We start from the raw sequence: 19,361 nt of genomic DNA on the forward strand, positions 1-19,361 counted from the left end.
GCCGCGAGTGCGGGCAGCTGCGGCGGCATGAGGGACTGGGACTGTGCTCGGCCTGCTGGCAGAAGCACCCCGGCCGGCCGTTCATCCGCGCCGAACACCTCCGCGAGCATCTCTCCGAACCGCCATCCTGGCTGGGCGACTTCGTCGCCCACATCGCCGCGCGGCACTGCGTCTCGCGGGCCTGTGGCTTCGTCACCGACCTGGGACGGCTCTTGCAGGACGAGCACTCCAACTCGCCCCAGGCCCTGCTGGAACGATCACGAAGGCCAGGAAGGTCGATGGGTTCCTTCGCCCGCGCGCTGGAGGACTTCTTCACCCGCAACGGCCTGGCACTGCCCACTGACCAGGCAGACAAGCTGGCCGCAGGCCGCCGGCGGCGCCGCATCGAGGCCGTGCCGGGCTCGATGCGGCCGGCCGTGTCGGCGTTCGACACCTCCCGCATGCGAGCCCAGGACCGGGCCCGCCGAGCCGGCACCCGCCCCCGCAGCGACCACACGCTGGAAACCGCCCTGGCCACCATGCGCGACCTGGCACTCTTCCTGGCCACCAAGCAGAACAAGGACGACTGGGCTCTCGTCGATGTGCACGACATCGAAGCCTTCCTCGCAACGCTGCCCAAGGCCCGCAAGCGCCGACTGACGGTGCTGCGGCAGTTCTTCCGATTCGCCCGCGCCCACAAACTGGTGCTGGTCGATCCGACCCTCACCCTCACTGTCAAGGAAGCGAACGGCTTCCGCGGCCGGACCCTCACCCTCGACCAGCAGCGTCAGCTCTTCCAACGCTGGACGACCGACGAGCGCGTGCACCCGCACGAGGCCCTGGTGGGCGTGCTCGCCCTGCTGCACGGCGCATCCAGCGCAGAGGCCCGGATGCTGCAGGTCGGCGACATCGACGAGGTCGCCCAAACAGTCCGGCTCGGCAAACGGCCCCATCCCGTCCCCCTCGACCCGGCCTCCTGGACCGTGCTGCAGCGGTGCCTGGCCCACCGAGTGGCCTGGCGGACCGACAACCCCCACGTCATGGTCACCAAAGGAACGAAGGCCGGGCAGAGCCCGGCCTCAACTGCCTATCTCTCCCATGTACTTGACGACTGCGGCTTCCCGCCACGGATGATCCGCAGCACCCGCCTGGTCGACCTGGTGAACACGATGGACCCCAAGCTCGTCGCCGCCGCCTTCGGCATGGATCCCCAGGCCACCCTCATCTACCTCGCCGACCACGTCGATCCCGGACGGCTGCCGGGCCCGTAAACAGGCCACCCCAGTGATCCAATCGGTGAAATACTCGGTGATCATGAGTGACTGGTTCCTGCAGCAAGAGCACGGCGTCCGATTCGATTGGGGCCCCACCGGTGCCCAGCAGCTGGCCGAGAACGCCGCCTGCCTGGTAGTGGTCGACGTGCTGTCGTTCACGACATCGGTGACCGTCGCCGTCGAGGCTGGGACCCAGGTCTTTCCCTATGCCTGGCGCGATGAGACGGCGTCCGCCTTTGCCCAGGCGAGGACGGCGGTGCTGGCCGCTGGGCGGCGGGCCGCCACCTCGACCTCGCCGTGGTCCCTGTCGCCGGCGGCACTGCGGCAAGCCCCGTTCACACCCCGACTCGTGCTGCCCTCACCCAACGGATCCGCCATCGCCGCGGCGGCAGGCGATTCGACGGTGGTGGCGGGCTGTCTGCGTAATGCCACAGCTGTTGGACGATGGCTGGCCCGGCACCGCTATGGGACTGCGGAACGTCCCGTGGTGGTGATCGCCGCTGGTGAGCGGTGGCCGGACGGAACCCTGCGACCTGCGCTGGAGGACCTGCTGGGCGCCGGGGCGATCATCGCCGAACTGGGGTCGCAAGGCGTGGGCCCGCTGTCCCCCGAGGCAGCCGCCGCCAGGGCCTGCTTCACGCAGACTTCCGATGTCAGCGCTGCCGTGGCGGCCTGTTCCTCAGGTATCGAACTGATCCGGAGCGGGTTCGCCGACGACGTGGCCGTCGCCACCGAACTCGACGCCAGCACGATCGTGCCCGTCCTCACCGACGGAGCCTTCAGGCACAGCGCCGATGCCGCGAGGCCGCAGCCGAACCTGTGACGTTTCGGCGCTGCCTGGCACAGGTTCGCCGGAACATGTGCGCTTTGGAGGGGTGGAGGTTGCTGCTGACCGCGACCGAGCGCCGTTCGTAGGCCGCGTCGACCAGCCGGTAGAAGCCCTCGGCGGCGTCCGGCGAGACGGGCAGCAGGCCGATGTCGTCCACCAGAATGAGGTCCGAGCGGATGATCCTCGCCAGTGCCCGGGCGATCGAGTCGTCCGCGCGGTGTCGGCGGACGAGGACGCCGAGGTCCTCGATGGTGAACCAGGCGACCGTCATGCCGGACTCGACCGCGGCCTGGCCGAGCGCCTCGGTGAAGTGGCTCTTGCCCGTGCCCGACGGGCCGCAGACACACAGGTTCTCCCGACGGCCCACCCACTCAAGGGACTTGAGCGCGTCCTGGGTGTGCCGGGGGATCGCGGAGGCGGTCTCGTCCCAGTCGCCGAAGGTCTTGCCGCTGGGGAAGCCGGCCCGCTTGCGGCGGGTGTGCAGGTTCGCGCGGTCGCGGCCGGCGGCCTCCTCGGCCAGCAGGACCCTCACCACCTCGGCCGGGTCCCAGCGTTGGGCCTTGGCGGTGGGGATGATGTCGGTCAGCGAGCGGCGGATGTGCGGGAGCTTGAGCCGCTTGGTCAGTTCGATGGCCTCGGCCAGCGGGTCGCCGTTGGTGCCGTGGACGGTTCGGAGCGGGGTGGCCATCAGGACGGGTCGCTTTCGTCGTGGTCGAGCAGGGTGTTGAGGCCGAAGGAGGACCAGGCGGAGGTGCCCGGCTGGAGCGAGTGCTCCTCGCTGCGGCGGGTGGGTTCGGCCTGTCCGTGGACGGCCTGGTAGTCGAGGATCGAGAGCAGGTCCTTGTCCGCGAAGCGGCCGGTGACCGCCGCGGTGCCAAGCGCCCGGTCGACCTCCTCTGCGGAGAAGAGCTTGGCGAGGGCGACGGCCTGGGCCATCTTCGCCTTGATCCGGCGTGTGCCGGCCGCCGCTGCCTCCACCAGCCAGGACGCGGCGCCGGGGCCGAGTGCGAGGAAGGCGACCTCCTCGGCGCTGGTGGCCCTCGGCGTGCGGTCGGCTTCCTTGTTCTCGCGTGGCGGGTAGTGCGCGTCGTCCAGCACGGGCGAGCCCGGCTTGCCGGTCCGGTGCCGGGCGACCTCGCGGGCCGAGCCGCGGTCATCGACGGCGGTGACGACCAGCTCCTCGCCGTGGAAGCGGGCCCAGACCCGGGTGTCGATCAGCTCGTGCGGGACCGAGTAGCGCACCGCCTCCACCGAGATCGTCGCGTCCCAGTTGACCCGGCGGGTCGTGCCGAACGCCGCGGTGAACGGCTGCCTCGGCAGCGGGTGCAGCCGCTGGCGCTCCTCGGCGAGGCGGTCGACGGGCTTGCGTCGGGTCTCGCGGTGGGTGCGGGAGTTGACCTCCTCGCAGAACTCGCGGCAGGCGGCCTCCAGTTCGCCGAAGGTGCGGAACTCCTCACGCAGGTTCACGTCCTTGGGCACCAGGTCGGCCTTCGCGATCCGCACCGTCGCCTCCGAGCCGCCCTTGGACTCCGGGTCGGCCGGCACGCAAGTACGAATGGTCGTGCCGTAGTGCCGGGCGACCTCCACGATCTCCGGGTTGCGGACCGCGATCCCGGCGACGTGGTCGGTGGTCACCGTCTTCTCGTTGTCGGTGAGCACGTAGGCCGGCACTCCGCCGATCCGCCGCAGCGTGGCGTCCAGGCAGGCGGTGACCGTCGGCAGGGTCTTGTCCCAGATCGGGATCACCACCCGGAACCGGGACCAGGCCAGCCACGCGCAGAACAGCGTGGTCTTGCGGCCCTTGATCACCGGCCCGTCGCCGAAGTCGTACTGCAGCCAGAGCCCGGGCTCGGTCACCCATGGCCGGTAGACACGGCGCTGACCGGCCCTGAACTGGGCCTTCGCCTCGGCGACCGTGCGGCGGGTGGTGCGTTCTCCGCCCGTGAAGCCCATCGCGACGATCCGCCGGTGCACCACGTCCGCGCGGATGCGGCCCTGCGAGCGGACCACCAGCTCCTCGATCTTCGGAAGGTAGTCGTCGATCGCCCGGGCGCGGTGCCGGCGCTGGCCCGGCTCGTGTCCGGCCTCGCGCATCTTCACGTACCGGGCCACCGTGTGGTGGTCGCACCCGGCCAACTCGGCCGCAGCACGGTAACTACCTGTGAGGTCGTACGCCTCCAGGATCTCCATGATCTCCCTGCTGTTCTTCACCCGCTCCAGCGTCGCCGAGCGGGACCAATCGGGGCGAGCGGGGAGAAATATCTGGCCATACGCGGGGAATCCCGAGGCCGTAGATTGCGCCGTAAGTGGCCGCCAGCAGGGAGGATGTCATGGCCGCCGTCAGAGACCGGGATCGGCGTCCAGCGCATCCTCGCCGCCCGGCTCAAGGAGATGGACCTTCAGGTGCGAACCAGAACTGAGTTCAGCAAGCCCGAGCGGGGCAGCTACGAGGTCGTGCGCATTCCCTTCACCGCTGAGGCCCTGACCGCCATCGCGCTGATGCCACCGCAGCTGGCCGACTTCGTGGCGGGCAATACCGCGGCGATCCGCTCGGCGAGCGAGTGGCGAGCGGGACGTAGGTAGCGAACTCAGTGTTGATGTGATCCCTCGTGCCACAGCGGCGCCCTTCCACAGCCTGGCTGGCTGCTACCGCCGAATCCGCCCGGTCACGCAACAGCGCGAGGACGGACTCAAGGTAGGAGCGGAAGCGCCTCGAGGCCCCGCATGAGCCGTGTATGTCGCCATTTCAGCTCGGCACTGGGCACGGCGAGCCGGAGCTGGGGAAAGCGACGTGAGATGGCTCGGAAGGTGAGCTCACCCTCGGCACGAGCCAGCGGCGCCCCGAGGCAGCGGTGGATGCCGTGCCCGAATGCAAGGTGCCCGTTGGCGTTCCGGTCGAGGTCGAGTTGGTCCGGCTCGGAGAATCGGGTGGGATCGCGATTCGCGGCCCCGGGCGCGATGAGTACTGGAGAGCCAGCCGGAATCTCCGTGTTGCCGAGGTTGATAGGCCCGGTGGTGAAACGGAAGGTGGCCATGCTGATGGGGGAGTCCAGCCGCAGCAGCTCGTCGACAGCGGCCTCCGCCAGCTGGGGCTCCTGGCGCAGGCGGTGCAGCGAGGCCGGGGCCTGGAGCAGGGCCAGGAGGCCGTTGCCGATCAGGTTGGTGGTTGTCTCGTGTCCGGCCACCAGCAGGAGAACAGCGAGGGATAGGAGTTCGTCCTCGCTGAGCTGGTCCTCGCCGTCGCGGGCTCGGATCAGATCAGTGAGCAGGCTATCGTCGGGTGTTCGACGCTTGGAGGCGATGAGGTCAGCCATATAACCCGCGACGTGATGCGACGCGGAGTCGATCCGCTCAGGCTGCCCGGCCGCGAACAGGTCGTTCGACCAGACGCGCAGCTCTTCACGGTCTGTCTCAGGAACCCCCAGCAGTTGGCAGATCACCGTGACGGGGAGAGGGATGGCGAGGCTCTGGATGGCGTCGATCTGCTCGCCGGGCGTCCACTGGTCGAGCAGTTTGTCGACCAGGCTCGCGATGTACGGGCGGAGCCGTGCGACGGCTGCCGGGGTGAATGCCTTCGTGACGAGGCGCCGGAGTCGGGTGTGTTGCGGCGGATCGGTGGCGAGCATGCTCTGGGACACCGCCGGGTGCAGGCTCCGCCCGGTGTCCTTACCGGCGAAGAAGGCGGTCGTGTCCTTCGACAGCCGCGGGTCGGCGAACGCCGCTCGGGCCTCGGCGTAGCCGGTCACCAGGTAGCCGGGCCGGCCTTGGCCACCGGGCATCTTCATCACCGGTGCGGCGTTCCGAAGGGACGCGAGAGTGGGGTAAGGGTCCTGGAAGAAGGCAGGGTCCTGGAGCGGATTGTTCATGCTCATCCCTTCGCGGTCTCGAGTGTCGGGACCTCGTGTGCTGCCGCTCGGACGACGTCGTTTGCGGCATACGCCCGAGCCACCGAGCGTAGCCAGACCGTCTCGGCTCGCAGATCTCCCGCGCGGGCGGTGGTGCCGGGGGCCTGAGGTGCTCGCTCCGGTGCCGGCTCGCTGCCTGCCTTCAAGGCCCGGATGGCTGCTGCCAGGACAGCCGCCTCAACGATGGCGTCCCCGCCGGTGGTGCCAGCCAGGTTGCGCCGGGCCACCTCCCGCGCGGCGGCCTGGTGTACCGCGAGCGACCGGTAGGGCCGCAGAGAGAGGATGCCGTCGTTGATCTCGACGACGCGGCGGTGAAGCAGGAAGTCGGCCTCGCCGTCCGTCGTGGCGTCGGGTTCAAGGACGATCTCGGGCAGCACTGCGGTGAAGTCTTCCCAGAGCGGGTCGAGATCGGTGATCGACTGGCGCTCCCATCGACGGCGGAGGAAGAGCGTGATCGGCCAGATCGCGACGGGGAGCGTCAAGCCTGCGGTGATGAGCAGGACGCCGATGGCCGGCGCGGTGACGCTGAAGGCGCAGGACACCGGGGTGACCAGGCTCGTACAGCGCGGGCCGCCAGGGACGGCGTCCCAACCGAAGACTGCTGCAACGGCGTTGGTGGCCTTGTAGGCCGTGTAGAGCAGGGCGAAGATGCAACCGACTGCGGTCGTACGTAGACCGAGCCGCTGGCTCGCCCGGGTCGCGGTCCGCGACCTGGTCCAGGTCTGAGTGAGGCAGTCGTAAACCGCGTACCCGAGGTAGGCGATGTACGCGGCGGAGTAGACGTGCAGGGAGGTGGGCGCTTCATCGAGGTGGCCGTGGAGTTCCGCGGAGCTCCACCTGAGGCTGTTCGGGGTGATCGCGAAGGCGACGACCATCGTGATGACGGCTGTGGTGAGGAGCTGGAGACGTCGGCGAACCCGACGGCGCGCCTCGGCGGCATCGTGGTTGAGGTAGAGGAGCACGGAGGCGACGCTGGCTGCGGCGGACAGCGTCGCCGAGTTGCTCACCAGCCGGGAGAAGTCCGGCGTGACGGAGTCCTCCAGTGCACGGATCGCTGGGGCGTAGGCGCTGAAGGCGACCGCGAAGCACGCGAGGAAGGCGGACATGCTCAAGGTGCCGGCGGGACGCTGGCCGGGGCGGCGTCTGAACGCCCAGTAGAGCGACGAGGCCAGCAGCAGGATGGGCATGCCGCCGAAGATGGCGCTGATCATGGTCGGTCCTTCGGAATCAGGCGAAGATCGCGTCCCAGCGTTCGTCAGCGACTGTGGGCCGACGTGCTGGGAGGAGGCGTTCGCGGTAAACGCGCTGGCGGATGAGGGTGGCCATCAGTTCGGCCTCGCGCTCGTCCGTGGTGGTGTAGGCCGTGCGGCCGGACATGCGCTGAACGAGTGTCGGGTTGAGGCCGATGGCCGAGGTGACGTCGTCGCCGAGGGCGAGCGAACCTGGGTGGTCACAGAGGATGTGGCTGATCTCATGGGCCAGGATGTGCATCTGGTGGGCGGCTGATGTCCCCTGTTCGACGAACAGGACGTCCGCAGTGGGCGTCTCGACGCGGATGCCGCAGGGGGCGTCCGCAGCACTGTTCGGCAGGGCGCGGAGGACGATCGGCTTTCCGCGCATGGCGGCGACAGCCTGGCGGAGCTGCTGGGTGCCGAAGCGGTGGGGCAGTTCGAGGCGTGCGAGGCGCTCCTCGCAGGCCGCCCGCAGTTGGCTCTTGTCCATGATCTCCCCTTATAGGGAACGGTCGCTGGGGCGTGTCGGCCGGTGGGTGGCCGAGCAGAGGGGGTCGCGTGCAGCGGGTGGGAGATGGACAGCGAGTCGGCCACAGGGCGGTGCGTACCGACCCGCCGACAGCCGGTGAGGTCGTCGGTCGTGATTGGAACGACGGGCGTGCCTTGTCGCTGTCGGGGCGTCAGTGGCCCATCGCGACACCGCCGTCGACGGGAATCACAGCACCAGCTCCGAAGAGCCCGAAGGGAGGCTCGCCCGAGCGGTAGGTGACTGCGACACGGTCGCCTTCCTCGGTCATCTGCCGAGCCACCTCCAAGCCGTTCCCCGGCTTCCGCCGACTACCAGAACCGAACGTCCAGACATTCCCCGCTCCTTCTTGCACAACCAAGTCACAGGCCGGGCAGGAAGCACCACTTCAGACAACGAGCACGTTGTGCGGAACTGCTGCTTCCGGGAACCGGCGCCTGCTCACCATGCCCTGAGGTAGGAGGAAGTCTCACTTCCGGGAACTGGCGGTTCCGCTCACGGAGTGTGGCAGGACAGTGGCTTTGGTTGAATATTGAATGCAGAGCGCGATTTCGCATCGGGTTGAGGCGAGTGCCCTTGTGGCCAGTTGTAGGGCGGAGTGCACGGTGGCCGTTCGACTGATGTTTGAATGCGAGCCATGTTCCCAGTCCGGCCCATGGGCAATGGCTTGTGTACGTTCAGTGATACTGATCTTGGTGTCAAGATTTTCTGACACTTCGTCGCTTTTGGCGTGAGATGAGCCACAAGATCAAATAGGGAAGACGGTGCGGCGCCCCCGTAAAATAGCTCTTTATGAGCACCATGATCGAGGCGGCGCATCCGAGGGAAGTGCAAGTTGAGTCCCTGGGTGACCTGCTCCGGTATTGGCGCGGTCGCCTGGACCCCCAGCGCATCCCTGGCTTGGTTCGCGATGGGCGGCGGAGTTCGGGGCTGTCCCAGAAGGAAGTGGCTCGCCTCACGGGTGTGAGCGATCGGTGGTACCGCGAGCTGGAACTGGGCCGACAGGCGAATTTCTCCGCAGACTTCCTCGACCGTCTGGCGTTCACGCTCCGGCTGTCCGATGCCGAGCGGGGCGTCCTCTACCTGCGGGCTACGGATCGGGCGCCGGCGCCGCGCCGGAGCGCCGATGCACGGGCGATCCAGGCACTGGACGCCCCGATGCAGAAGCTGCTTGACAGTCAGAGCGTTGTGGTGAACCGCTCTGTAGCTCGATGAGCTGCGGTTTCCTCAGCACGGTGGTGTGTGGATGGCTTCTTCAGGGCAGCCAGCTGACGGTTGGTTGGGTCGGTGGTGGAGGTGTCGTTCGTGCCGTCGGTGATTGCGTTGCTGGAGCGTCGTGAGGCGCGGGCCCGGGAAGAGTTGGATGCCTGGCAGGAGCTGCTGCGCGAGGCCCAGGAGCAGGTGGCTGTCCATCAGGAGCGGTTGGAGTGTGCGCGGATCGGCCGGGAGGAGGTGCTGCGTGCGCTGGCGGAGGAGGCCGAGGCCGTGATGGTGCAGCCGCTGACTGCGGTGACGCCCACCGCTCGCGCGCTGGCGCCGGTGACGGCACCGCAAGTGCCGCCGCAGCCGCCGCACGAGGCGGGGGACGGCGTGCCGGAGCCGGCAGTGCCCGCGGTGCCTTCGGTCCTGCGGACGGGTTACGATCCGCGGCCGCCTGCGTGGCAGCCGGGCCTGGGCGTGGAGGTGCTGGCCGGGGCCTATCGGCAGGTCTTCGATGTGGTCGCGGGTGCGGGTGCCCCGGTGGCGGTCAAGGCGTTGACTGTCGCGCTGGGGCGGGACGCAGAGCGGCTGAAGGAGATCGAGAAGGTCCGTCACCGGGCCTATGCGCTGCAGGCCAGGGGCTGGCTGGGGCGGGTGCCGGGCGGGTTGTTCATCCCCGCGCCGGGCCCGGCGCGGGGAGCCGGTGCGGGCGGAACTCGGGCCAGTGCAGGCGCTGGCGGGCCATCCGCCGGCCGAGGGTGATCGAGGCGGCCCACCACACCATCTGCACGTGGTGGTCGTCGCGGCGCTCGTGGTCGCGGTTCAGGCGCCGCGAGCGCGAGAGCCAGCCGAGCGTGCGCTCCACCACCCACCTGCGCGCCAGTACCCTGAACCCCTTGGTTCCGTCGGTGCGCTTGACCACCTCCACTCTCACCCCGTGCGCGGCGAAGGCGTCGGCCAGTTCCTGGCCCTGGTAGGCGGAGTCCGTCCACACGAGTTCGAGCAGCCGTCCGGGCTCGGCCATGAATGCCTCGAGCAACTCCGGGGCGGCCTTGGAGTCGTGCACGTTGGCCGCGGTGACGGTGACCTCCAGCAGCAGTCCGCCGGTGTCGGTCAGGACGTGGCGCTTGCGCCCGTCGCGCAGCTTGCCGCCGTCGAAGCCGCGTGAGGTGGCCGGACAGGTCTCCGAGCCGTCCACGGACTGAGAGTCGATGATGCCCGCGCTCGGCTCCGTCGCCTTGCCCTGCTTCTTGCGCTCGGTGCGGCGCAAGCGCTGGTAGAGCTCGCGGATGTAGCCGTGGCGGCGCCAGCGGCGGAAGAAGTCGTACACCGCCCGCCAGAAGGGGTAGTCCGCAGGTAGATTGCGCCACTTGACGCCATTGTCGACCAGATAGCGCACCGCGTCGATCACCCCCCGGTGGCAGTGCGCCTCAGGGCGTCCGCCCTTCCCCTCCAGCCAGGCGGGCATCGGCATCGCGCCGCGGATCACCGCCCATTCGGCGTCCGTCATGTCGCTGTCGTAGCGCGGCGCGCGGTGCCCCTCCCCGATCGCCCCGTACAGGTGCACGTAGCAGTCACACCCCGGAGTGAGCGCAGTGGACTCGCCGGCACCGGGAGTGCTGAACTGGTTGGGCAACGGGCCTCCTCGGGCGAAAGCGGTCTCGACAACCAGCTCTCTACCAAGGGGCCCGTTGCTTCACGCCCAAGCGGTCACGGGCACCTGCGTGCGAACGCTCACCCTCCCCACCTGCAAACCTCGAACGCCGCACGGTTCACCACAACGCTCTCAGCTCCCGAACCCGGCCTACCTTTCCGACGAAGCCTGGAACATCTTTGGGCACAACCAGCCGCAAGCCGACTGGTTCCCCTGGATCCCCTACGAACCCAATCTCATGCGGTGGGCCTTCCTCTATCCGGAAGCCCGGGAGCAGTTGGTCAACTGGAGAGAGGACTGGGCCAGACCCTTCCTGGCTCAGATCCGCTTCGCTTGCGGTCAGCACCCCGAGAGTGAGCCGCTCAAGCAGCTCCAGCGCGATGTTCTGGCGGGAAACCCCGAGGCGCGCGAGATCTGGGACAGGCTTGAGGTGGTCGAGCATCCCGACGGTCATGAGCGCCGTCTGAGGCTCCCACATCACGGCGATCAAGAGATCGCGGTTCACATCATGGCCCTTGCGCCGCTCAGGAATTCGAACGCACGGTTCATCGTCCTCATGCAGTCGGATTAAAGCGCCACGCAGAAACGGCCGTGGGCGCATTCGAGTCAATAGCTCGAATGCGCCCACGGCCGTTTCTGCGTGGACGCGCGTAGGTCACTCATTCAAATCGAAGCCGGGGAAGTCGTCCCCAGCTGGCAGGCCCTCCAGATGCCGGGCCTGCGCGATGACCGTGTGCACCATCTTGAGGCTTGCCGTCGACAGGCCGGCGGACCGAAGCGCCACCTGGGCGATCTTCTCGTCCCTCATGGCCGCCACCAGCTGGATCTCGGCTTCCGTGTGCTCGGCGACCTCGTCGTCGAAGAAGTAGCCGGCGGGAACGCCGAAGAAGTCAGCCAGGGCCTTGATCGTCGCCATCTTCGGGTTGCCGCGTGTGCCCGTGCGAAGCTGCTGGATCCCGCTTGCGGTGATCGCGCCTTCGCCCGCCGCCTTGATGCCCTGGGCGACTTCGGCGTACGAGTACGGGCCACGGCTGTCGGGGTGGACCTCCCGGAACAGATGGTCCAGCCGCTCGGCGAAGGTCCGCCGCGGTCTCTCGGTCATGCCCACCTCCTGTCGTCCCGACGAGTCTAACCACTGCAGTGTGCGGATTGGTACCTCGGGCGGATTTGATCGACACAGCAGTTGACGAAGCAGCGCAACTGCAGTGTACGTTGTTCCCGCACGCAGTCGCTCAGTAGTTGATATCCGCTGGTGGCGAGGGGTGGAAACCACCCTGGACTGATCGCCCGGATGCCTCGTATGGTGCTGGTCCCGCAGACGGCGGGAGCCGCCGAGGGAGGAGAAGAGGGGCTATGGCCAACGGGCCGCCGTAACCACGAAGCCGGGGCGAAACGCGACCGGCGCCCGGGAGCTACCAACTCCTGGACGCCGGGCCGGCACCCATGAGGGCACCAATTCACAACTCGCGAGCGGCGGGGCTTTTGGACGAGAACCGCCGCATCGCGCTCCTACAAGCAACGGAGTATCGCATGCCCACCGCCGTGAGCGGAACCCTGACCTGCCCGGACAGCGACCGACAGAACCGCCTCGCCGTCCAGCTCGCCGGAATGATCCCCGGTGCGGTCAGCATCCGCGTCAGTCACACGGACCCGGCCAGGCGGTGGCCGGAGGCCCACGCACGGGCGACCGACGCCGCCGGGGAGCCGATAGCGCTGAGTCGTACCACGGCCAAGGTGGCGGCCCGCTGGATCCTGCGGGTCTGGCCGACCGCCGACTGGACCCGGGCGCACACGCTCGACCTCACCACCGGCGCGCTCGCATCCTCTGGCCGGGGGCGCTGACATGTCGCGGATCCGACCGGTCAAGCCGGAGGCGTACCAGTCCGAGACGCTTGCCGAGCTGACCATCTATGCCGAGCGCACCTTCTTCGGCCTGGCCACCGAGTGCGACGACCGAGGCCGTCACAAGGACCACGCGGCGATCATCTACGGCAAGCTCTGGGTGGTGCGCGCCGACCAGAATCCGGTCGACGTCGAAGACCATCTGATGCAGATGGAGCGGTCGGGCCTGATCCACCGGTACACCGGCTGCGACGGCAAGCGGTACCTCCACTACATCACCTGGGACCGCCACCAGAAGATCGACAAGCCGAGCCTGTCCCGGCTGCCCTCCTGCCCGCACTGTGCGCCGGAACGGTGCGGCCCCTGCAAGGGCCCGTGCACCCAGCGGGTCGCCGCTTCCCCCGCGGGTTCCCTCGGCATCGGGGCACCCTCGTCGAACACTCCCCGAGGATTCGGGGAGGGCTCGGCGAACACCCCGGGAGTCCTCGATCGGCCGATCGCGCCCTCGTCGGCGCCTCCCACCCCTGCGCTGCCCGCCCCTGCGGCCGCTCAGGACACCCTGCTCGACCTCGGCCAGGAGCCCGTCGGCGGCTCGAACAAAACCGCAGGTCAGACGGCTTTCGCCGAGGCTTCGGCGAAAGCTCTCCGAGATCTCCCGGAGCCCTCGGCGCCTGGATCTAGGATCTTGGATCCTGGATCTTCTTTCCCTACGGGGCGCGAGGCGCCCGACGAGACCGTCTCGGCCAACCAGCTCGTCGCCGAGTACATCGCCACCTGCGCCGAGCGCCCGCCGGGCAGCGTGATCGCCCACCTCGGCAAGGTCGTCAAGACGCTGCTGGCCGAGGGCATCGCAGCCGAGCACGTCCGCGCCGGGCTGCGGCGGTTCGCCGAGATCCAGGGCCACCCCTCCCGGCTGCCGAGTCTGGTCAACGACGCCATGAACGCACGGGGCGCAGGTTTGGCGCGGCCGGGATTTCGGCCTAACGTGCCCGCTCACCAGGCGTGGACCAACCCGGTCGACGCTGCCACCGCCTACGCCGAGGAGCTGTGATGCGCCGTACCCGTGACCCGCAGACCCTCGCCGAGAGCACCACGGTGCTCGACCGGATGGCCCGGATCCTGGCCTCCCGAGGCATCGACCAGGCCGTGGTCGACGCCCGACCCGAGGACCCCGAGCCGTTCTCGGCGCTGGACGCCCTGTCCGCCGGGATGCTGCCCCGCTACCGGGACGCGGTCGCGACCCACCCGCAGGTCCTGGCCTGGGTGCGACAGGTCGCCGCGCAGGCTGTCGCCCCGAGCACCGGTGCCCGCCGACAGCTCACCACCGGCCCGAGCCTGCTGATGGCCGGGGTGGTCGGGGCTGGGAAGACGCACGAGGCGTACGGCGCGGTGCGGGCGCTGGTGCAGGCCGGCATCGGCGTGCGCTGGCGCGCGACCACCGCCGCCGACCTCTACGCGGAGCTGCGGCCCAGCTCCGACACGGACGGCGAGCGGGTTCTCGCGGCCTACAGCCGGGTGCCGCTGCTGATCCTTGACGACCTCGGTGCCGCCAAGTCGAGCGAGTTCGTCGAGGAGCAGACCTACCGGCTGATCAACCGCCGGTACAACCACATGCTCCCGACCCTGATCACCACGAACCTGCGGATCAGGGACCTCAAGGTGCACCTCGGCGACCGCGTCAGCTCGCGACTCGCCCAGATGACCACCCGGGTCGAGTTCGACGAGGTCGACCGCAGACGCCTCCAGCGCGCCGCCTGACCCGCCGCTGTCCGGCCGCGCCCCCGAGCGCGCCGCCTCGCCCTTCACCGACCCAGCGCACCTCTCCGCCGACGCCGCCCTGCGCGCGGAGAGCGATCGGAGCACCCGCATGACCCGCACGACCAGCCCCGCCCGCTACCGGTCGCTCGGCGACCACACCTGGCAGGACCAGGCCGTCTGCCACCCGAGCGAGTACAACCCCGTCGACCCGGACACCTTCTTCCCCGAGCCCGACGAGACCGACAAGATCACCACCGCCCTGTCGCTGTGCGGACAGTGCCCCGTCCGCCGCGCCTGCCTCGACGCCGCACTCGAAGGCAACGAGACCCACGGCATACGCGGCGGCCTGACCCCGGAGGAACGAGCCCCCCTGCACGACAAGATCGCCAAACGCCTGGACTACGCCCGCGTCAACGCCACCCTCGCGGGACGGGACATCCACCTCACCACGGCCGAGCGCAAGGCCGTCGTCCTCGCCGGATACCGCCAGGGCGTCACCGTCGAACGAGTCGCATGCCTCCTGAAGATCACCGAGGAACACGCGCTGAAGCTCTACCGCAAGACCGGCCGAGCCATCCGCAACCGGCAACTGCAGCAGGCGGCACGGACCAGCCAGCAGCCCGGGACGAACGACGACCATCTGGACCGCGACGACTTCGGGACGGCGGCATGAGCACCGCCACCGCCACCGCACCGACCTCGGCACACATCACCGGCTGGGACCGGGCGGTCGTGATCGCCCTGGGCGCCGCCGGGTGCGCGCTGTCGTACGACGCGCTGCAGCAGATGGCGGTCGCCATCCACGTCCGGGGCCTGCTCACCTTCGTCTTCCCGCTCGTGATCGACGGGTTCATCGCCTACGGGGTGCGAGCCCTGCTGGTGATGCGCGACGCACCGCTGCCAGCACGGGCCTACTGCTGGACACTGTTCGGCGCGGCGACCACCGCGAGCCTGTGGGCGAACGCCCTGCACGCGGTCAGGCTCAACCAGCAGGACGCGACCACCGGTGGTCTGCGGCTGGGCGACACGGTGGTGGCGGTCCTGTCCACCATCGCCCCGCTCGCCCTGGCCGGGGCCGTCCACCTCTACATCCTCATCGCCCGGGGGCCGGTCACCGATGCCGACCGGGACCGCCAGAGTGACCGGAGCCGCCAGGGTCAGCGCGGTCAGGTCACTGACCCGGCTGACCGGGACAAGCCGGTGACCGCGCTGACCGACGGTACGGACAGCGCGCAGCTGACCTCCGGTCACTCCGGTGCCGACCAGCCGGTCAGCGGTTGGGTCACCGCACCGGCTGACCGGCCGATGCTGACCCTGGCCAAGCCGGTCACGCTGACCGCCGGTCAGCCCGCCCCTGCCCGGCCGGTCAGCGGTTGGGTCACCGCACCGGCTGACCGGCCGATGTTGACCCTGGCCACGCCGGTCACGGTCACGGTGACCGACCGCGCTGACCTGGGCGGTCAGCCGGAGAGCGCCTCGGCGGTCAGTGACCGACCGGCCAAGGAGGAGCCGGTCACCGCCCAGCCGGTCAGTGTTCCGGGACTCCCGGGTCAGCCGGTCAGCCCCTCGGTCACCCAGCCGCAGGTCACTGACCCGGCTGACCGGGACAGCGGTGACCGGCGCGCTGACCTGGACACCGAGGAGCTGCTGGAAATCGCCCGCGAGGCGGTCAAGGCGGAGGACAAGCTGACCCGGAGGGTGGTCGCCGGGGCGATCCGCGGTCAGAGGATCCCGCTGTCCAGCGACACCCTGACCCAGCTGATGGCCCAGCTCCGGGAACAGCACGGTCAGCCGGTCACCGTCAGCCGGGACTGACCTCACCACGACGGTCGGGGTGACCGAGCCGGTCACCCCGACCGGTCACCCGCCCACCTCGACGCCCCACCTCACCGAACCGGAGCCCCACCATGCGCACCACGCCTGCCACCTGGGTTGAGGCGGACTCCTGGCTGACCGTTCTGTGCCAGCGCGGCCACCTCCACCGCGTCGAAACCGGCTCCGATGGCACCCGGACGGTCCAACGAGGCCGGCACTCCCGCCCGTGGAGCCTGCACCACCCGGTCCTGGCGATCGACTGGATCGAGGATCTCGTCCGCGACATCCAGCAGCGGGACACGGAGACGAGCCGGTGACCGACGCCGAGCCGACCACAGCCATCCCGGCACCGGACAGTGACCGCGATCAGCCTCCTGGGGGAGCAAGTTATGGGGTAAGGAGTCCTTACCCCGCCCCCGCCCCGAAGGGGGCGCAGGCACCCCGGTCGTCGGCAGACCCAGGGGGGCCTGCCATCGACCGGGGAGTCGGCCCAGGGGTGCCGACCACAGGGGAGGAACCGCCGACGCCGCCGACCGCCGAAGCCGACCGTGCAGCCGCTCGCCGACGCTCTCGCCAGAGCATGCCGCGCACCAACCGCGTCTGCCCCCGATTCAGCGACGCCGAGTGGAGCCTCCTCCAGTACGCCGCCAAGCACGCCGAACTCGCCCCCGGCGGCTACACGGCCGCAGCCGTCATCGCCGCTGCCACCAGCAACGACCCGACTGCCGCAGTCGCCGACTACCGGCGCGGCATCCAGGAACTCATGGAGTCCAACCGCCAGGTGAGCGCTGTCGGCAACAACCTCAACCAGCTCGCGCACTACGTCAACGCCGGCGGGCAGCCGGGCGCTGGGCTTCGACAGCTGCTGGCCCGTGTCGAAGCCTCCCTCGACGCGGTCGACGAGGCGGTGGCCTGGATGGTCCGCCGGTGATCCCCAAGATCCGCATCGGCACCGACCGCAGCTTCCCCCTCGTCAACTACCTCTTCGGACCGGGCAAACACGAGGAGCACACCAACCAGCACCTCGTCGCCTCCTGGAACGACTACGCCCCCGACCCGGGCCCCAACCCCGAATCGCACCAGGTCGCCAAGCTCGCCGACCAGCTCGACCAGCCGGTCAAGGCCCTCGGCGACCGCGCGCCGGCCAAGAAGATCTGGCACTGCTCGGTCCGCACCGCCCCCGAAGACCGCCAACTCGACGACACCGAGTGGGCCGCCATCGCCCGCCGCATCGTCCACGCCACCGGCATCGCCCCCGAAGGCGACACCGCCGCGTGCCGCTGGGTCGCCGTCCGCCACGCCCCCGACCACATCCACATCGCTGCCACCCTGGTCCGCCAGGACGGCCGCCTCGCCAACCTCAGCTTCGACCGGCCCAAGGCCCAGGCCGAAGCCCGCCGCATAGAGAAGGACTACGGCCTGCGGCAACTCACCCCCGGCGACGGCACCGCCGCCCAGACCCCCACCAGCCAAGAACGGTGGAAGGCCGAGCGCACCGGCCGCACCGAGACCCCACGCGAGACCCTGCGCCGAGCCGTCCGCCAAGCCGTCGCCGGAGCCGCCACCGAGCAGGAGTTCCTCACCCGCCTGCGCGAGGCCGGCCTGCGGGTCAAGCTCCGCCACGCCCCCTCCGGCGACGTCCTCGGCTACAACGTCGCCCTGCCCGGCGACCGCAACGCGAACCAGGAGCCCATCTGGTTCTCCGGGTCCAAGCTCGGCCTCGATCTCTCGCTGCCGCGGATCCGCCGCCGCTTGGCCGACGGCCCCGCCAACACCCCGTCACCCCGACCAAGCGAGCCACGCACCGACCGCTCCGCCCCCGCCCGCAGCCGCCGGGAAGCCGCAGCAGTCGCCGAACGCGCCGTCGCCGTCCTGGACGAGGGAGACGACGAGGCCGGCGCCCAACTCGTCGGAGCCGGTGAACTCCTCGACGCGCTCGCCCAGACCTCCCCGGCCACCACCCGCGCCGAACTGCGAGACGCCGCCCGCGCCTTCGAACGCGCCACCCGCAGCCACGTCCGCGCCGAGAACGCCGACATCCGAGCCCTGCGCTCAGCCGCCCGCGGAATAGTCCACGCTGGCGGTGCGCTGGGAAGGGGAGAGGACGGCGGCACCACCGCTATGGTGGTCTCCACTCTCGTCCTGGTCGCCCTGGCCGCCGCCCGCTGGCACTCCGCCCGAGGCCATGCCCAGCAGGCCGCCGCTTCACGCGAGACCGCCGACCACCTGCGCGCCGCCTACCAGCAGGCCGCCACCACACCGATGCGAGCGATACGCGACAACGGCCGCGCGCTGCCCGAGCCCGAACGCCGCCGCCACGAAGCCACCATCCGCGCAGCCATCGGCGAACCGTACGACCAGAGGGGAACCAGCCGCAAGCACGACGCCCTGGCCGCCACACTCGCCGAAGCCGAGAAGGCCGGCCTGGACCCCAAGGCCCTCCTGGAGGAAGCCACCTCCTGGCGCGAACTCGACACCGCCCGCGACACGACCGACGTACTGGTCTGGCGCATCCGCCGCATCGCCCACCTGCCCGCCATCCCCGCACAGCCCGCCGCCACGAAGGCCGGCACCGCCCGGACCAAGCCCGCGCCCGGCCGGGCTGACACCCGCACCGTGCCGACGACCCCAGCTCGACCCGCCACCGACCCCTCGCGTCCGGCACCACGCCGCTGACCCACGGGCCCGACGGACGCTGCACGGTCCGCCGGGCCCGCCCCCGAAACCCCTCGACAGCCGGTTCCACCAGGTGTTACGCATGAGCCGAGCACCGTGAACGGAGACCACGCCAGTGCCCAGAACCGCCGAACAGCCCACCGCCAGCCCGACCACGCCCGCCGTGCAGACCCCGGCTGCCAGCGATCCTCTGCTCCAACTGGAATACGAGACCCAGCCGCCCAGCGGACCGGGCGCCGTCCGCTGCGCTCAGTGCCCGCACGAGCTGGCGATGCGGGGCATCCCGGTGACCTGCTCGGCTTGCCGGGCCCGCCGGGACTGGCTGCTGATCAACCACGGCCGCCGGGTCTGGATCCGTTGCCGGTGCGGAAGTGAGTGGCTCGAGCCGGAGATCACCCGCAAGGACTTCGACGCGATGCTCGTCGCCCCAAGCTGGACGTACTACCCCACGCTGGAGCAGGCGCGAATCGCTCTGGGGTTCGACGGGATCTTCGCCGGGCTCTACCTGGAGTAACGAGCGGTGTTGCATCAGATGCAACATTCGGCGTGACCGGCACAGGTCGCTGGCCTGCTGATTTCTGAGGGGGGCCGACTCCGGGCCGGCCCGCTCTCCCGGTGTCAGGGCCGGGGTTCGTAAGCGATGCAACGATGTTGCGTCAGGTGCAACGTGA

General features: G+C 69.8%; 22 protein-coding genes and 1 pseudogene. 15 read left to right on the top strand and 8 right to left on the bottom strand.

All coding sequences use genetic code 11. The features are described from left to right. Nucleotides 1–278: 278 nt before the first annotated feature. Together OG455_RS37870 and OG455_RS37875 are read left to right on the top strand one after the other, a co-directional pair. On the top strand, nucleotides 279–1,250 hold the full coding sequence (locus tag OG455_RS37870; protein WP_266301297.1) for a hypothetical protein: 972 nt from the start codon (nucleotides 279–281) through the stop codon (nucleotides 1,248–1,250). Between the two features lie 43 nt (nucleotides 1,251–1,293). Next, entirely contained in the window at nucleotides 1,294–2,076 is a 783-nt protein-coding gene (locus OG455_RS37875; RefSeq protein WP_266301298.1) for a 2-phosphosulfolactate phosphatase, read from the top strand. On the opposite strand, the gene OG455_RS37880 is transcribed toward OG455_RS37875, so the two are convergent. Together OG455_RS37880 and istA are read right to left on the bottom strand one after the other, a co-directional pair. After that, complete coding sequence (locus tag OG455_RS37880; RefSeq protein ID WP_323185668.1) at nucleotides 2,033–2,770, bottom strand: ATP-binding protein; 738 nt, start codon at nucleotides 2,768–2,770, stop codon at nucleotides 2,033–2,035. The genes OG455_RS37875 and OG455_RS37880 overlap by 44 nt on opposite strands. Then, entirely contained in the window at nucleotides 2,770–4,293 is a 1,524-nt protein-coding gene (gene istA / locus OG455_RS37885; protein WP_266301299.1) for an IS21 family transposase, read from the bottom strand. Before istA ends, OG455_RS37880 begins: the two co-directional genes overlap by 1 nt. 192 nt (nucleotides 4,294–4,485) lie before the next feature. Here istA and OG455_RS37890 point away from each other — a divergent pair, with 192 nt between their 5' ends. After that, entirely contained in the window at nucleotides 4,486–4,665 is a 180-nt protein-coding gene (locus tag OG455_RS37890) for a hypothetical protein (RefSeq protein WP_266301300.1), read from the top strand. Between the two features lie 107 nt (nucleotides 4,666–4,772). On the opposite strand, the gene OG455_RS37895 is transcribed toward OG455_RS37890, so the two are convergent. The 4 genes and pseudogenes from OG455_RS37895 to OG455_RS37910 form a co-directional block, all read right to left on the bottom strand. Next, nucleotides 4,773–5,948, bottom strand: a complete 1,176-nt coding sequence (locus OG455_RS37895) for a cytochrome P450 (RefSeq protein WP_266301301.1) — start codon at nucleotides 5,946–5,948, stop codon at nucleotides 4,773–4,775. Nucleotides 5,949–5,950: 2 nt separating this feature from the next. Then, nucleotides 5,951–7,198 (bottom strand): MAB_1171c family putative transporter, encoded by a 1,248-nt coding sequence (locus OG455_RS37900; protein ID WP_266301302.1) that lies wholly within the window; start codon nucleotides 7,196–7,198, stop codon nucleotides 5,951–5,953. Nucleotides 7,199–7,214: 16 nt separating this feature from the next. Then, nucleotides 7,215–7,709 carry a regulator component gene (locus OG455_RS37905; RefSeq protein ID WP_266301303.1) on the bottom strand — a complete coding sequence of 165 codons (495 nt, stop codon included), beginning with the start codon at nucleotides 7,707–7,709 and terminating at the stop codon, nucleotides 7,215–7,217. 253 nt (nucleotides 7,710–7,962) lie between these two features. Further along, nucleotides 7,963–8,081, bottom strand: a pseudogene (locus tag OG455_RS37910) (beta-ketoacyl-ACP reductase); the annotation flags it as partial. A 456-nt stretch (nucleotides 8,082–8,537) separates the two neighbouring features. Between OG455_RS37910 and OG455_RS37915 the strand changes: the two are divergent. Continuing rightward, nucleotides 8,538–8,960, top strand: a complete 423-nt coding sequence (locus OG455_RS37915; RefSeq protein WP_266301304.1) for a helix-turn-helix transcriptional regulator — start codon at nucleotides 8,538–8,540, stop codon at nucleotides 8,958–8,960. A gap of 90 nt (nucleotides 8,961–9,050) precedes the next feature. After that, the gene (locus tag OG455_RS37920) at nucleotides 9,051–9,707 is read left to right on the top strand and encodes a hypothetical protein (RefSeq protein ID WP_266290265.1); all 657 of its coding nucleotides are present in this window, start codon (nucleotides 9,051–9,053) and stop codon (nucleotides 9,705–9,707) included. Here OG455_RS37920 and OG455_RS37925 read toward each other — a convergent pair. Beyond that, complete coding sequence (locus OG455_RS37925; RefSeq protein ID WP_266290267.1) at nucleotides 9,616–10,581, bottom strand: IS5 family transposase; 966 nt, start codon at nucleotides 10,579–10,581, stop codon at nucleotides 9,616–9,618. The two genes, OG455_RS37920 and OG455_RS37925, sit on opposite strands and share 92 nt — an antisense overlap. Before the next feature lie 88 nt (nucleotides 10,582–10,669). Here OG455_RS37925 and OG455_RS37930 point away from each other — a divergent pair, with 88 nt between their 5' ends. Next, complete coding sequence (locus tag OG455_RS37930) at nucleotides 10,670–11,170, top strand: hypothetical protein (protein ID WP_266301305.1); 501 nt, start codon at nucleotides 10,670–10,672, stop codon at nucleotides 11,168–11,170. Between the two features lie 84 nt (nucleotides 11,171–11,254). Here the strand turns inward: OG455_RS37930 and OG455_RS37935 are convergent, their stop codons facing one another. Beyond that, a complete protein-coding gene (locus tag OG455_RS37935; protein ID WP_266301306.1) occupies nucleotides 11,255–11,701 on the bottom strand; it encodes a helix-turn-helix domain-containing protein in 447 nt (148 codons plus the stop codon). Nucleotides 11,702–12,129: 428 nt separating this feature from the next. Between OG455_RS37935 and OG455_RS37940 the strand changes: the two genes are divergently transcribed. The 9 genes from OG455_RS37940 to OG455_RS37980 all read left to right on the top strand — a co-directional run bounded on the left by OG455_RS37940 (nucleotide 12,130) and on the right by OG455_RS37980 (nucleotide 19,204). Then, nucleotides 12,130–12,441: a transcriptional regulator gene (locus tag OG455_RS37940; protein WP_266301307.1), complete on the top strand. Its 312-nt coding sequence runs from the start codon at nucleotides 12,130–12,132 to the stop codon at nucleotides 12,439–12,441. A 1-nt stretch (nucleotide 12,442) separates the two neighbouring features. Beyond that, on the top strand, nucleotides 12,443–13,492 hold the full coding sequence (locus OG455_RS37945; RefSeq protein ID WP_266301308.1) for a hypothetical protein: 1,050 nt from the start codon (nucleotides 12,443–12,445) through the stop codon (nucleotides 13,490–13,492). Then, nucleotides 13,492–14,199 carry an ATP-binding protein gene (locus tag OG455_RS37950; RefSeq protein ID WP_266301309.1) on the top strand — a complete coding sequence of 236 codons (708 nt, stop codon included), beginning with the start codon at nucleotides 13,492–13,494 and terminating at the stop codon, nucleotides 14,197–14,199. The genes OG455_RS37945 and OG455_RS37950 overlap by 1 nt, the downstream gene beginning before the upstream one ends. Before the next feature lie 109 nt (nucleotides 14,200–14,308). After that, nucleotides 14,309–14,872 carry a WhiB family transcriptional regulator gene (locus OG455_RS37955; protein ID WP_266301310.1) on the top strand — a complete coding sequence of 188 codons (564 nt, stop codon included), beginning with the start codon at nucleotides 14,309–14,311 and terminating at the stop codon, nucleotides 14,870–14,872. Then, on the top strand, nucleotides 14,869–16,014 hold the full coding sequence (locus tag OG455_RS37960; RefSeq protein WP_266301311.1) for a DUF2637 domain-containing protein: 1,146 nt from the start codon (nucleotides 14,869–14,871) through the stop codon (nucleotides 16,012–16,014). Before OG455_RS37955 ends, OG455_RS37960 begins: the two co-directional genes overlap by 4 nt. A gap of 92 nt (nucleotides 16,015–16,106) precedes the next feature. Continuing rightward, the gene (locus OG455_RS37965; protein ID WP_266301312.1) at nucleotides 16,107–16,331 is read left to right on the top strand and encodes a hypothetical protein; all 225 of its coding nucleotides are present in this window, start codon (nucleotides 16,107–16,109) and stop codon (nucleotides 16,329–16,331) included. A gap of 263 nt (nucleotides 16,332–16,594) precedes the next feature. Further along, nucleotides 16,595–16,945 (top strand): MobC family plasmid mobilization relaxosome protein, encoded by a 351-nt coding sequence (locus OG455_RS37970; RefSeq protein WP_266301313.1) that lies wholly within the window; start codon nucleotides 16,595–16,597, stop codon nucleotides 16,943–16,945. Next, complete coding sequence (locus tag OG455_RS37975; RefSeq protein WP_266301314.1) at nucleotides 16,942–18,690, top strand: mobilization protein; 1,749 nt, start codon at nucleotides 16,942–16,944, stop codon at nucleotides 18,688–18,690. Before OG455_RS37970 ends, OG455_RS37975 begins: the two co-directional genes overlap by 4 nt. 115 nt (nucleotides 18,691–18,805) lie before the next feature. Continuing rightward, the gene (locus OG455_RS37980; protein WP_266301315.1) at nucleotides 18,806–19,204 is read left to right on the top strand and encodes a hypothetical protein; all 399 of its coding nucleotides are present in this window, start codon (nucleotides 18,806–18,808) and stop codon (nucleotides 19,202–19,204) included. Nucleotides 19,205–19,361: the final 157 nt, after the last annotated feature.

It is taken from the genome of Kitasatospora sp. NBC_01287 (assembly GCF_026340565.1).
Lineage (GTDB): Bacteria > Actinomycetota > Actinomycetes > Streptomycetales > Streptomycetaceae > Kitasatospora.